Genomic DNA, 13,958 nt, shown 5'->3' with positions numbered 1-13,958 from the left:
CAGATTAACATCCATCCGATTCACAATTACATATACCAATATGTTAAATGGCCAAATAATAAAAACGGTATGAAGTGAATTTCTACTCTTTTCATACCGTTTTAAATTTGTTTATAAGTTTCATACGAAATTCGTGGAAAGATGGCAGCATCTCTTTATAAACAAGGATCAAAAGTTACCATACCTGACAATGGAAATATTAATGTAACTCTAGTTCCTTTATTCACTTCAGATTCAATGCCAATTTTCATTCCTAATTTTGAGCACAGTTTTTCGCATAGATACAAACCCATTCCTGTACTTTTGCTAAATCTCCTTCCATTCTCTCCAGTAAATCCTTTTTCAAAAACTCTATTTATATCTTTAGTTATTATCCCTACTCCATTATCTTCTATAGTTAGTATTACTGCGTTAGTTTTCTTAATTGTGTATATACGTATCATTTGTTCTTTGTTATTTGAGTACTTTATAGAATTTCCTATTATTTGATTAATAATAAATTCAACCCATTTTCCATCACTATATACAATCTCATCAATATCCTGTATATCTAATTTTATTCTCTTATGAATAAAATCTCTATAATTTCTTTTAATTACAGTTCTTACTACATCATCAAGGTTGATTGGTTTTATAATATAGTCCTTATCGACATTATTGCTTCGAGAATAATACAGCACCTGTTCTACAAACCCTTCGATTCGATCCAATTGTGAGTCTATTTTATTAGTTACTTCATTTTGATTATTTTCAATTATTAGCTTTGTGGAAGCTATCGGCGTCTTAATTTCATGCACCCATGTTTCTATATATTCCCTATAATCTAATTGCATGTCTCTATAATATTTTACATTTTCATGCATATCTCTACTTACTTCTTTCAGTATATCGTTAAGCTTTTCCCCATGTATAAAGTTTGCTTCCTTTACTATCTCTGGTAGTAGGTATTTTCTCTCCAAGTTTTCTAATATGCCATTAATCTCATTATAATAATTCTTACATTTTATAAATTCTATAACCATATATGAAATCAATGGAAAAAACCAAATACAAAAGACAAAGAATATTATAATGAACTGAACATTCGCAGTCAGCAATATACCTGATAGTATAATAAATACCAGTACATTAGATAGTATTACTACCATTTTATCTTTAAAAAATTCACCTATATTCATGGCATTATATACCCTAAGCTTCTTCTTGTTGCAATTGGATTTTCTATACCTATCTCTTCAAGCTTTTTTCTTAATCTATTTATATTAACAGTTAAGGTGCTATCATCCACAAAATAATCAGATTTCCATAAAGTTTCTATGAGCGAATCTCTTTTTACAATATTTCCGCGATTATTTATTAGGCATGATAGTATTTTAACTTCATTTTTAGTTAACTCTACAGACTTGTCTTGATAAGTAACTGTTGCATTTGAAAGATTCAAATTAAAATCTCTATAAATTAAGATATGATTCGTCTTGAAATCTCCAGATGTTCTTCTTAAAATGTTTGTTACTCTTGCTAATAGTATTTCTGTATTATAAGGCTTTGTTATAAAATCGTCTGCTCCTAAATTCATACTTATTAGTTCATCTACATCACTATCTCTGCTTGTAACCATGAAGATTGGAACATCTGAAGTTTTACGTATTTCTCTGCATATATAATAGCCATCGAACACAGGAAGATTTATGTCTAGTAATATAAGGTCTGCATTCTCACTTTCTATATATTTGATAATATGATTAAAATCTGTGGGAGCCTTTACTTCATATCCATACTTTATAAAAAAATGTTGTAATTCTTCTCTGATGATTTCATCATCTTCAATCAGAATAATTTTTTTCATGACTTTTCCCTCCCTATACAGAATATAAGGCTATTACATCTTGAGAAACAAGGTGTAATAGCCCTAATGAGCATTATAAAATCAAGTATTACTTTTTACAATATTTTTATACCCGACATATGTCGTGTAGAAATATACTACATACACTACAAGAAATACTAAACCCGTCATCAATGCTGGTAAAATAATGTCTGTTTGTTGAAATGTGTTAATATAATAATTGACTACATAAATTCCAACTATAGAATGAATTATGGAAAGAAAAACTGGAAGACTAAAGTATACGAAAGTTTGAATGAAAATCGTTTTGTCGATCATTGTCCCGTTTGAACCAATTCTCTTCAGAGATTTATATCGTTCTATGCTATCACTGGCTTCTGATAATTGTTGAAGAGCTAATACAGCCATACTCGTTATTAAAAATACAATACCTATATATATCCCAATAAACAGTACGATAGTTTTCAATCCCTTACTTCCTGCACAAACTTCATCCTTTGATTTGCCTGCTATACGATTAATATTTAATTTCGGGCCATTTTCGTCATAAAAGCCCCGTGCAACGTTATCATATTTTTTATTATATTCTTCTCTATTTCCATCTAAATAATTTACATTAAGTACGGATTCAGTAATTTTGTAGCCTGATAAAAACTCATCATTTATAACGATTGTGAAGTAATTATTTCGCACATCATAAGTGAAGAGATTCTCTTGTATAACTTTAGCGTTTTTTACCAAATATTCTTTTTCTTTAATATTCACCTTATTGCTATTTTTTAATCTTTCATTTGTCGAATTAGCCAACCGGCTTTCATTTGATAAAAGTAAAATTTCATTGTTATTTAAAGTGATTTCCTTTTCACCTTTAAGATTTAAAATTTTATTATAATCAGATACTTTAATGAAATCTATATCGTTATTATAATCTTTACCTTCTGGTACAAAGTCCACCACTTCCATCCCTGTTCGATATACATTATAAGATACATATTTTTCGTTATTACTTATTTTAAAATTAGCTTTATTTAATACTTCTTCTATAGTGTAACTTTCATCCTTATTCTCCAACGTAATACTGGCATCAAATGGTGTTATTTCTTTCGTTGTGGCGTCCATCATTCTATTAAAGCTGATTCCTGTAGATAAAGCCACCATTGTAAGGAATAACATTAAACAGATTACAGACATGGATATAAAATTTGTATTAACCTTACTATTTATTTGTTTGATGATAAATATATTTAAACCTTTAAAATAGACTTTTTTATTCTTCTTTACAACATATAATATAAATCCAGATAAACTAAAGAAAAACAGCAATGTACCTAATATGCCAAGAATGATTGATACCACGAGCATAGGATTAGTAAAATTCAATCCGATTTTTAGTACAGTCACATATGCATATCCAAGTGATGCTACACACATAATAAATGTGATTACATAGATAAGAGGATTTCTAAATTTTACATCTTCGTTTTTTCTACCTGCTGTTAACAAATCAATTATTTTGTATTTAGAAACAACGTATACATTAAATAACATAACAAGTAAAAACATGATTCCAAAGTATAATACGCTTTTACCTATAGCACCTGTTGAAATTGCAAATTTATATTTATTGACAGGCAAGTCAAATAGCTTTAATGCAAATGTAGATAACCCCTGCGATACTCCAATACCTATTATAAGTCCACTCATTAAAGATATAACGCCAACTAGAAATGTCTCTGTTACTAATATTCTGGATATGTTTCTTCTTCCCATACCTAAAGTCATGTATATTCCTAATTCTTTTTTACGTTTTTTAATTAAGAAATTATTTGCATACAATATTAAACCACCTAATATTACGGATACAAATACTGACACATTTGAGATAGCGTTCATTACTGTAGGCACATACTTTCTATCTGAAGCGTTAATTTCCATAAGTGCCTTTTGTGATTCTATTGAGTTAAAGCTATAAAATATACAAACAGCCAGTGTTAGTGTTAAGAAATATATTGCATAATCTTTAAAACTTTTCTTTACATTCCCAATAGCAATCTTAGAGTACATTATTATCGTCACCTCCAAGAAGGGTTATAACTTCGATAATTTTAGTAAAGAATTCTTTTCTAGAATCATTCCCTCTTACCAACTCAATAAATATTTTTTCCATCTTTAATAAAAAGAATTCTACGAGCATAGCTTGCTGTAAATGCATCATGAGTAACCATAAGTATTGTAGCTTTTAAATCCCTATTAAGACTTTCAAATCTTTCGAGTAATAATCTAGCTGATTTAGAATCTAGCGATCCTGTTGGTTCATCTGCAAGTACTAAAGATGGATCTGTTACGATAGCTCTTGCCGAAGCAACCCTTTGTTTTTGTCCGCCTGATATTTGATAAGGGTATTTGCTTAATACTTGTTCAATGTCTAAATATTTTGCAACAGCTTGTATTTTGCCATCAATTTTTGAACTTTCCTCACCTTTTATAGTTAACGCTAGGGCAATATTTTCATAAGCAGTAAGGGTATCTAATAAATTAAAGTCCTGAAATACAAACCCTAATTCATTTTGTCTAAACTTATCTAGTGACTTTGATTTTAACCGAGTAATGTCACTATTATTTATCATTATTTTTCCCGTAGTAACATTATCAATAGTTGATATACAGTTAAGTAATGTAGTTTTGCCACTTCCTGAAGGCCCCATTATCCCAACAAATTCTCCCTCATCTACCTTAAAACTAATATTATCTATAGCCTTTGTTACATTATCTTTATTACCATAATATTTTTCAATTTTTTCTACACTTAATATATTTCGCATTAATACTTCTCCTTTTTCATTATAAAAATTCTTTAACTCTCATTCATTTATGTAACTAATTTTATATAATTTCATTTATAGTATCGATGGAATTACATTTCATTAACATTACATTTTTGTTATATTGAGTGATACCTCTACATATAAGTTATCAGAAATCGCGATGGTATAAGTAAGGATTATTCGCTTCCTTACCAAAGAGGCAGATAAATGTAGGGCTATTGGTTCTGGTGCAAAAACGATAAAACTTATGTAATTAGTGGAAATAAACAAACTGGTTGGGAGGGCACCACATCACTATCCAGCTAACAAAACAAAATACACGTTAAAATGAAAAAATACGCTATGCTTTCTGTAGAATCATAGGAAAGGATGACGTTTTCGTATGTCTATTTCTGTATCTGATGAATTACAACTATTTACTTAAGAAATTCAAAGCTTCTTATCCCCAAATATCTTACGAAATTTTGCTAGAGATGTTGGTTTTGTTCAACGGACCAGTAAGTACCAAGCAAAAGATTTAGTCGCTTTATGTGTATGGATGAATCAAAATGTCGCTACGGCGTCTTTAACTCAGTTATCTAGCTGTTTAGAAGCATCGACAGAAGTGCTCATCAGTCCCGAGGGACTGAATCAACGATTTAATAAAGCAGCCGTCCAATTTTTACAACACACACTATCCGAACTACTAAACAAAAAATTGACCTCATCTATACCGATTTCTTCTCAATATACTTCTGTTTCCAAGCGTATTCGTATTTTAGATTCAACTGCATTTCAACTTCCAGATCTTTTTTCGTTTGTTTATCCAGGTGCAGGAGGATGCAGCCATACAGCTGGAGTAAAGATCCAGCTTGAGTATGATTTATTAAGTGGACAGTTCCTTCATATTCATACAGGTCCAGGTAAACAACATGATCGAACCTACGGTTCCCTGTGTGCCCCAACTGTAACAGCAAATGATTTATGTATCCGAGATTTAGGTTATTTTCATTTGAAAGATCTTCAACATATACAAAATAAAAAGGCTTATTATATCTCACGTATTAAATCGAATACACGTATTTATCAAAAAAATCCTAATCCTGATTATTTTCAAGATGGCAGAATCAAGAAAGGTACAGAGTATATCCAGATAGATATAGAGGTTTAATGAACTCTCTTCAACCAGGACAAACATATGAAATATCCAACGCTTATGTAGGAATGACGGATAAAGTCCCAACTCGTGTGATTATTCATCGACTAACAAAAGAACAACAACAAAAACGATTACAAGATCAAACTGTAAGAGAATAAAAGAAAGGAATGAAGTATTCTGCTCGTAGTAAACGACTTAGCGGGATCAATGTATATATGACAAATACCTCTACAGATATTGTCCCGATGGGGCAGGTACATGATTGGTATTCTTTACGTTGGCAAATCGAGAGTTTATTTAAAACATGGAAAACTGATTGCCATTCTACTTTGTTCTTCCACCATGTTTCAAATGCGGCAATTACTTCTTATGAAACAGAAACGAGAACTGAGTGAATATAAGGCCATATATATGATTAAAGATTACTTTCTTCTTCTCTTCCGAGCTATATAGAAAAACACCCAAGAGCTATCAAAGATTCTAATTCGCCTGTTCAACCTCCTACAGCAAAACGGGAGAAAATCTCATCGATATGAGAAGAAAACAGTCTTTGATATATTAGGTGTCGTTTACAATTGTACCATGTCTGATAATCAAGCAGCTTAATTCAAAAAAATGAAACCCGTTAGGGTTTATTTCGTATGCAAATCTTTAAATTCCTTACACATAACCTTTAGAAAAAAGAAACACTCTCTACTATAATTGACGTTGTATGAGCTAAGGTTGTGCATGTATAATGCCCCCTCCTAGTGAAGATCCATGCATAAACCTACTTACACATGTCTTTACGAACGCAAAAGAACAGACTATTTAAATAGTCTGTTCTTAAGGTAAATGACATAATTTTAGAGTTTTTACACTAGAACCAATTGTTTATGGATCATAGTGCTAGTCCATTTATTATTTCCAAACCCATTTAGAATGTTCAATAAATGGGGGCAGATTATGTTGATATTCCGTATAAATAATATCATTACATTAATTTTCTTTCGGAAGTACAATCCCTTTATACAATTGAACTGTAATCAAGTAGTAAATCGAGTAAATCACTACGAAAATAATAATTGGTAGCCAAATACGAAAGTACGGATCAGCCAAAAGAACGCTGAACATGTTCATACCAACTAATACGTGAACAATACCCACAATTGCTGGGACTAAAAATACGAAGAGTAACTCTTTATAAATCGATTGTATTAATAACTCCCTGCGAACACCGATTTTACGAAGCATTTGATAACGTGTACTATCTTTGGATGCACCGGATAGAATTTTAAACATTAAGCAGCTTGCCATCATTGCTAAAAATGCAACTCCAACGAAAAAACCCATAAACATTAGTCCGCTGGCAAAATTATGACTCACAATATACGCTTGATACTTACTATCCAATTCTTCCGCTTTCACATTTTTATATTTTGCTATCTGTAATTCATCAAGTTTTTTCCATTCTTTTATGTATGATCCAAAATCATCTGTTTTCCCCATAAACACAGTACTTTCTTTACCCTTCATACCATCATATATGTTTTGATCTACAATTTTCATTTCATAATCAGGATACATATAATCTGGCTGGATCGTTCTGAAAGCCTGGATCCATTGTTTTGTGTTCGTCTCTCTTTGAACCCGTTTTATTGAAAATGCACCAATGGGTATTTCCTCTGAAACTTTCTCTATTTTCATACCTTGCAAGAAAGGGCGATTTTTTTCTACATCTTCTTTAAGATAATAAACATACCTATCATCAACTTTGTAATGATATTCAAGTTTTTCTTGAAATAAGATACCACCCAAAATTTTCTTTTCTTCCGCTGTTGGATTATGAATGACTGAATCGTAAATTCTCATTTGATCTGTCATTTTTAGGATGTTGTTTTTAAATGCCATACCACAAGCAATTCCACCAGCACCAAGAGCCACTAAGATTGCTACTGTTGCAAGCACATTTGTTAGACCATTAATGCGGAAATTTAATTGTGCAAAAGTAAAAGCATTTAGGCCTTTTTCACTATGTTTTTTATTACTCTTTAGCTTGTTAATCATAACTGGGAGAAGTGATCCAAATATAAGGTAAGTACCCAAGGTTGCTGTGATTAATCCAACGGCCATTAATCCCAAACCAATTAGCGAATTTGCATGAGAAATATAAATCAGTGATGCATAACCAATACCTAATAAAAGAATACCAAGGAATGCAACTACAACGGTCACTTTTCCTTTTACGGCGACACGTTCTGTTTGTGCATCTGCATGTACAAGTTGCAATACAGAAATACGCGATAATTTAATACTATTCATAATTGCTGATACTATAAATAGTGCAAAGAAGAAGACGCAAGTAATAGTGATAGATGGCAGATAAAATGCTTTATAACCTTCACCAGTAAACTCGAGTTGTTTCATTAATAACTGACTGATACCTTCTGCAAGTCCTACACCAATTGTAATTCCAATCAAAAGAGATGTGGCACCTAATATGATTGTTTCGATAAACATAAGTAAGGTAACTTTATGCTTTTTTGCTCCTAACATCATATACATACCAAATTCTTTTTGGCGAAGAGCTGATAAGAAAGAGTTTGCATATAAAATATAGAAAAATGTGATAACCGCTAACAAAAAGGAACCAATTTTAAATACAGACACAATATCCCTAATAGAAGAGTTAGATTCAAGGAACGTTTTATTGGATGCTAGCGTTTGAAACATATAAAAAGTCGAAATAGAGACAATAAGACCAACAAGTAAAACAATATAATCTCGCAACTTACTTTTTAGGCCTGACATGGAAAGCTTAAATAACATGATTGAACTTCCTTTCTTACGCTTTTTGTGTGCCTAAGTCTGCAAGCACGTCTAAAATTTCTTTATAGAACTTTTCACGTGAACCACCACAGTGAATTTCTTTATATAGCTCACCATCTTGAATGAACAATATACGCTGACAGTAACTTGCACTGTACGGATCATGCGTAACCATCATGATAGATACACCTTGTTCTTTATTTAAGTTTGTCATCGCATCCAGTAAACTTGTTGCATTTTTAGAATCAAGCGCTCCTGTTGGCTCGTCACCTAAAATAATTGCTGGTTCATGAACTAACGCACGCGCTGCTGCTGAACGTTGTTTCTGTCCACCAGATACTTCAGATGGATACTTTTGAAGTATCGCTGAAATCCCTAACATATCAGCTACTTTTTCTACTTTCGGTCCAATATTACGTGATGAAACACCTTGAAGTGAAAGTGAAAGAGCGATGTTTTCGTAAATAGTTAAGTTCTCCAATAAGTTAAAGTCTTGAAAAATGAATCCTAACTTTTGTGAACGGAAATCAGAAAGCTCACCTTGTTTCATTTTCGTAATATCTGTTCCTGCAATTTCAACAATGCCGCCCGTTGTTTTATCTAACGTTGAAATTACATTTAATAATGTCGTTTTGCCAGAACCAGATGGTCCCATAATTCCGACAAACTCACCCTCTTGAATTGAGAATGAAACACCTTTTAACGCATGTGATTGGTTCTCACCTTTTTTACCGTACACTTTTTGGACGTTTTTCACATCTACAACTGGTTTTGTCATATATATCCTCCTACGTTTGTTTTTTCATTTCTTTAAAATAAGTCGCTATTCATACTTGCTACTAACAAAATAGTCATGTTGCATCTACCTTTTCCATAAGGCTATCACGATGTATTCAATTGAAAGCTGTAAAGAAAATTTTATTTTTAATTTCTCCACTCACCTCATTGCTTTGAATACATACATGATAAACTATGAAAATTAGGAAACACCCTGTAAAATCCTTAAGAATTCTTAAGTTTAATAAAAAAAGCTTATGGAACCTGTAATTCCATAAGCCAATCTATTTGATTGGATGTTCAACAATAAAGGACATCCAGCCATCTTTATATTCTACATATATATTACCATGATGAAGTTCAACAATTCTTTTTGAGATAGCAAGTCCCAGTCCATTTCCTTGATCACTTTTTCTTGCCTTATCACCCCTGAAAAATCTTTCAAACAATTTATTAGGATCGCTAACAGGTGGTTTCTCGATTTTATTAGATACTTTCAAAATTGCTTTATTACCTATTCGTTCAAGACATACGAATAATGCCGATGGTTTCATGCTGTACTTTATCGCATTCATAAATAGATTTTCATAAACACGTACCATTTTTTCTACATCTATGAAGATAGGTATTGTTTCTTCCGTGATTGATTTTTGAACGATTAAACTTTCCTTTTCAAATATAGGAATGTATTCTCCAACTATTTGCTCCAACAAACCTGATAAATCGACTTCATTAAGATTTAACTTAGCATCTATGCCTGATAAACGAGTATATTCAAACAGCTCATCAATTAAATATCTCAGTCTCTGTGACTTTGAATACGTGGTTTCAAGGTATTCCTGTAATTGTGTGTTATTGTTGTATTGCCCTCGTTTTAATAAATCTATATAGCCAATAATAGATGTTAACGGTGTGCGTAAATCATGAGATACGTTTGTTATAAGTTCATTTTTTGTACGTTCTAATCGTCTTTCTTGTTCAAATGTATTTTCCAATTCCTTAGACATATAGTTGATATTTTGAGCAAGTTGGGTCAATTCGTCCTTCCCCTTAATCCCAATTGTCAAACCCAGTTTTCCATTGGCAATAGCATTTACATTATCCGAAATGAGCTTCAAATATACTATTTTCTTTCGAACCAATATCAAAAAAAGTATGATAAAGTTAAAGATTGCGAACGCGAATAAGAAAAACAGTGCCAAATTGCCTTCAAAGATACCAAATTCTTCGTGTTTTACAAATAATGGATCTATGACGTATACCAAAATGAGGATTGTTAAACCAAATGAAATAAAAAAACTAACTGCAACAGCACCAAGAAGTTTTATAATGATCTTATTTCTAAAACTAACATTCTTCATATTTTATATCCAATTCCCCACACAGTTTTAATATAAATGGGATGTTTAGAATCTTCTTCAATTTTGTCTCTTATTTTTGTAATATGCACCATGACAGTATTGTCTGATTTATAAAAAACCTCTTCCCAAACTGCTTCATATATTTTTGCTACACTCAGGACAATCCCTTTGTTGCGGGCAAGTAGTTCGAGAATAGCAAACTCTTTTGGAGTTAGCCTTGTTTCCTTTCCCCTTACCCATACTTGACGAGTATCTGTATTCACGGTTAAGTCACCAATTTCTAGAATGCTTTTATTATGTTCTATTGATGTATTGTATTTTTTAAACCTTCTTAATTGCGATTTTACCCTAGCAATTAATTCTAATGGGTTAAACGGTTTTGATAAATAATCGTCTGCACCAGAGGCTAGACCTTGAATTTTGTCTATATCCTCAGATTTTGCAGATAGCATAATGATAGGCATATTGCGATTCTCCCTAATCTTCATGCAAGCTTCAATACCATCCATATTCGGCATCATAATATCTAAAATAATAAGATCAAATTCCTTTTCTTCTAACAATTGTAAAGCTTCCATAGCATCTTCAGCTTTTTGAGTTTTCAGACCTTCATTTTCCAAATAAACAGAGATAAGATTTCTAATCTCTTTATCATCATCAACAATAAGAATTTTTAACTCCATATGATTCCTCCACATTTTTTCTCGTATTGAACAGCTAAAGACATAAACAGTTGAAACATTTCTATCTTATTTTCTTCAAATTAATTCCTTAAATTATTTTGAATCCAATAAACCTTGAAATTGGAAGGGCTGTACCAACTGATTCCTAGTTCATTATATACAAAAATAAGAAAATGAATTTTTTTCATACTTAATCCACCCACAGGTTTGAATTCATAATTATACACTAGTGTCCAAATCTTAAAAAAAGGTGGGAAAAGTTCTTAAGAATTCTTAAGCTTTCTACAGCATTTTGTCATAAGGATATATAGCAACTCTTGAAGTGTTCACTATTAGGTCTGCTACTTCTTTTAATATCACATTCATAAATAATGAAATAGGTATCCCATATCGTTGTAATTCCTCTGTAAATGTTTGTAGCTCATCTTGAATCGAGAGACTCATCAAAAAACGTCATCCTTTCTAATCTAGCTTATTTAGAAAGGATAACGTTTTTTGGTACTTGAGGTACTAAAATTTCTTAAGTTGATGGGCATGTATGGTGAACCCACTATTGTTATTTATTCGTAGCTTTTAAAGCATCTAACACTATTTTAGTTGCTTCTGCAATAAGTTTATCATCGTAGTTAGCATCCTCTTTATCATGATTAGAAAGTATCGCAAGAACAATTGGCTTTTTATTTGGTGGCCAAATAATTGCGATATCATTTCGGGTTCCATAAGATCCTGAGCCAGTCTTATCAGCTACTTCCCACCCTCCTGGAACTCCGGCACGAATTAAGTTGTCTCCCGTAGTATTCCTTTTCATCCAATCTATTAATAAATCCCGTTTGTCAGTTGAAAGTACATCTCCTAGACCGAAAGCCTGAAGACTAGTGGCTAATGCCTTTGGGGTACTAGTATCATGAGTGTCTCCTGGATGCACTTCGTTTAATTCTGGTTCAAAACGTTCAGGATTTGTAACAGTATCTCCTATTTCTCTCAGTGATTTTTTGAATTCACTAGGCCCACCTAATTGTTTAAGAATAAGATTTTGTGCAGTATTATCACTATATCGAAGGGAAGCATCTGCAAGTTCTTTCAAAGTCATACCTGTATCAACATACTTTTCTGTAATTGGATTGTAATTAACAAGATCTTCACGAGTATACAAAATTCTTTGATTTAGATCTTCTATTGATTTCTTTTGTAAAAGTACTCCCACAGCTAGAGCTTTGTGGGTAGATGCGTATGCAAACCGTTCATCTGATCGATAAGTAACAGTTTGATTCGTACCAGTGTCCAATGCATAAATACCAAGCTTAGCATCAAACTCTTTTTCAAGTTTAGAAAAAGGATGGTTAACTGTATTTTCTTGTTTGGTTTGTTTGGGTGGTTCAGATTGAGTAGTATTATTGGAACAGCCTATAAGCGTTACACTTAAAAGCAATAATACAGGTATATTTTTTTTATAATGTGAAATGTTAAAAAACTTATTTAAAACTATCATAAAGTTTCAACCTCTTTCAAGAAAATATAGATTTTGTCTAGGTATTTTAAATACCGATGCAATTAAAGAGTGGATGGGATAACACTACTCTCACACTTCTCTTATTATAAAATAAGCAAACTATCATGTTGTTTTCAAAATCATCATTCCTTTCAAACTTTTACTACTAAAAACAAATATTAAATTCAATACATTGTATCCAATTTAAACACCAGTTTTATACGTATACTTAATAGACAATCTAAGTAACAAGTTTGTTCCATACATTTAAAAATATTTTCAATCAACAAAAAAGTTGTTAACCAAAAACAAAAAATGAAAAATAACAACTATGATAGCTTCCATTTCTCATTTCGAACCATATTTTTATTCTTTATATTATAAAGGCTTGTATATAGATAGAGTTTTTTCAATCCACCATACATCGCCATCAAGCTAAGGTTTTGAAGTACCCCCTAAATGAAAATTTTCTTTTTCTACAATTAGTTTTTTTTGAGATATGAGCTCATTTTTTTGTTTTGGGGATATTTACTTTTCTTTAGTTGATGGGCATGTGACGGTACCCCATAAATCTCCTTTACCATTATTAAATGGAATAATCTTTCTAACACTAGCTACATTTCTATTTGGAATTTCTTTTAATGAAACATGATAGTTCATCTCAACAACATCCTATCTTATCGTTTTCATTGGGGCCTCGAGAAGACATAATTGTTTTTGTAGGTCATTTATTTTATCCTTGATTTGAGCACTACGATTTTCAAATTGTGATTTTATTATTTCAATATTATCGCTCTCCACTATTTCTTTAATAGTAGAAATATTGAACCCCATATCTTTTAACGTTTGAATTTGATTTACTTTCTTTAATCGGGCCTGAATAGTATCAATATCCACTTTGTTCATCAACTTTTACTGGTTGTAATAATTCCACTTTATCGTAGTGTCACAACATACAAATACTAATGGAAGATAGTTTTGAAAAGTCCCCTATTTTAAATATATTTGCCTCCCATTAAATACCTCTACTT

General features: G+C 31.6%; 9 protein-coding genes and 3 pseudogenes. 1 reads left to right on the top strand and 11 read right to left on the bottom strand.

Annotated elements, in window-relative coordinates:
* Positions 1–155 precede the first annotated feature (155 nt).
* From AC3WTI_RS03495 to AC3WTI_RS03480, 4 genes and pseudogenes are all read right to left on the bottom strand, one after another.
* Positions 156–1,178 carry a sensor histidine kinase gene (locus tag AC3WTI_RS03495; RefSeq protein ID WP_087956565.1) on the bottom strand — a complete coding sequence of 341 codons (1,023 nt, stop codon included), beginning with the start codon at positions 1,176–1,178 and terminating at the stop codon, positions 156–158.
* Entirely contained in the window at positions 1,175–1,846 is a 672-nt protein-coding gene (locus tag AC3WTI_RS03490; RefSeq protein WP_087956564.1) for a response regulator transcription factor, read from the bottom strand. Before AC3WTI_RS03490 ends, AC3WTI_RS03495 begins: the two co-directional genes overlap by 4 nt.
* Positions 1,847–1,927: 81 nt before the next feature.
* Positions 1,928–3,910 (bottom strand): FtsX-like permease family protein, encoded by a 1,983-nt coding sequence (locus AC3WTI_RS03485; RefSeq protein WP_087956563.1) that lies wholly within the window; start codon positions 3,908–3,910, stop codon positions 1,928–1,930.
* Positions 3,900–4,668: pseudogene (locus tag AC3WTI_RS03480) on the bottom strand (ABC transporter ATP-binding protein). The gene AC3WTI_RS03485 and the pseudogene AC3WTI_RS03480 overlap by 11 nt, the downstream one beginning before the upstream one ends.
* 430 nt (positions 4,669–5,098) lie before the next feature.
* Here AC3WTI_RS03480 and AC3WTI_RS03475 point away from each other — a divergent pair.
* Positions 5,099–6,415 (top strand): annotated as a pseudogene (locus AC3WTI_RS03475) (IS4 family transposase).
* A 372-nt stretch (positions 6,416–6,787) separates the two neighbouring features.
* On the opposite strand, the gene AC3WTI_RS03470 reads toward AC3WTI_RS03475, so the two are convergent.
* From AC3WTI_RS03470 to AC3WTI_RS03440, 7 genes and pseudogenes are all read right to left on the bottom strand, one after another.
* On the bottom strand, positions 6,788–8,617 hold the full coding sequence (locus tag AC3WTI_RS03470) for an FtsX-like permease family protein (protein ID WP_097841034.1): 1,830 nt from the start codon (positions 8,615–8,617) through the stop codon (positions 6,788–6,790).
* Between the two features lie 16 nt (positions 8,618–8,633).
* A complete protein-coding gene (locus tag AC3WTI_RS03465; protein WP_097841033.1) occupies positions 8,634–9,395 on the bottom strand; it encodes an ABC transporter ATP-binding protein in 762 nt (253 codons plus the stop codon).
* A 283-nt stretch (positions 9,396–9,678) separates the two neighbouring features.
* The gene (locus AC3WTI_RS03460) at positions 9,679–10,755 is read right to left on the bottom strand and encodes a HAMP domain-containing sensor histidine kinase (protein WP_097841032.1); all 1,077 of its coding nucleotides are present in this window, start codon (positions 10,753–10,755) and stop codon (positions 9,679–9,681) included.
* The gene (locus AC3WTI_RS03455; protein ID WP_087956558.1) at positions 10,752–11,438 is read right to left on the bottom strand and encodes a response regulator transcription factor; all 687 of its coding nucleotides are present in this window, start codon (positions 11,436–11,438) and stop codon (positions 10,752–10,754) included. Before AC3WTI_RS03455 ends, AC3WTI_RS03460 begins: the two co-directional genes overlap by 4 nt.
* A 282-nt stretch (positions 11,439–11,720) precedes the next feature.
* A complete protein-coding gene (locus AC3WTI_RS03450; protein ID WP_179861165.1) occupies positions 11,721–11,882 on the bottom strand; it encodes a hypothetical protein in 162 nt (53 codons plus the stop codon).
* Positions 11,883–11,994: 112 nt separating this feature from the next.
* On the bottom strand, positions 11,995–12,927 hold the full coding sequence (bla, locus tag AC3WTI_RS03445; protein WP_087956557.1) for a class A beta-lactamase: 933 nt from the start codon (positions 12,925–12,927) through the stop codon (positions 11,995–11,997).
* A gap of 555 nt (positions 12,928–13,482) precedes the next feature.
* Positions 13,483–13,861, bottom strand: a pseudogene (locus AC3WTI_RS03440) (MerR family transcriptional regulator); the annotation flags it as partial.
* Positions 13,862–13,958: the final 97 nt, after the last annotated feature.

It is taken from the genome of Bacillus sp. EB106-02-03-XG38, from assembly GCF_058792175.1.
The sequence above is the reverse complement of the archived record's forward strand: the minus strand, read 5'-3'. Positions and strand labels throughout refer to the sequence as shown.

What these genes read in the sequence shown, in the direction of transcription:
- AC3WTI_RS03455 (WP_087956558.1), bottom strand. Translation starts at nt 11,438, where the DNA reads ATGGAGTTAAAAATTCTTATTGTTGATGATGATAAAGAGATTAGAAAT.
- AC3WTI_RS03490 (WP_087956564.1), bottom strand. Translation starts at nt 1,846, where the DNA reads ATGAAAAAAATTATTCTGATTGAAGATGATGAAATCATCAGAGAAGAA.
- bla (WP_087956557.1), bottom strand. Translation starts at nt 12,927, where the DNA reads ATGATAGTTTTAAATAAGTTTTTTAACATTTCACATTATAAAAAAAAT.
- AC3WTI_RS03495 (WP_087956565.1), bottom strand. Translation starts at nt 1,178, where the DNA reads ATGAATATAGGTGAATTTTTTAAAGATAAAATGGTAGTAATACTATCT.
- AC3WTI_RS03470 (WP_097841034.1), bottom strand. Translation starts at nt 8,617, where the DNA reads ATGTTATTTAAGCTTTCCATGTCAGGCCTAAAAAGTAAGTTGCGAGAT.
- AC3WTI_RS03450 (WP_179861165.1), bottom strand. Translation starts at nt 11,882, where the DNA reads ATGAGTCTCTCGATTCAAGATGAGCTACAAACATTTACAGAGGAATTA.
- AC3WTI_RS03465 (WP_097841033.1), bottom strand. Translation starts at nt 9,395, where the DNA reads ATGACAAAACCAGTTGTAGATGTGAAAAACGTCCAAAAAGTGTACGGT.
- AC3WTI_RS03485 (WP_087956563.1), bottom strand. Translation starts at nt 3,910, where the DNA reads ATGTACTCTAAGATTGCTATTGGGAATGTAAAGAAAAGTTTTAAAGAT.
- AC3WTI_RS03460 (WP_097841032.1), bottom strand. Translation starts at nt 10,755, where the DNA reads ATGAAGAATGTTAGTTTTAGAAATAAGATCATTATAAAACTTCTTGGT.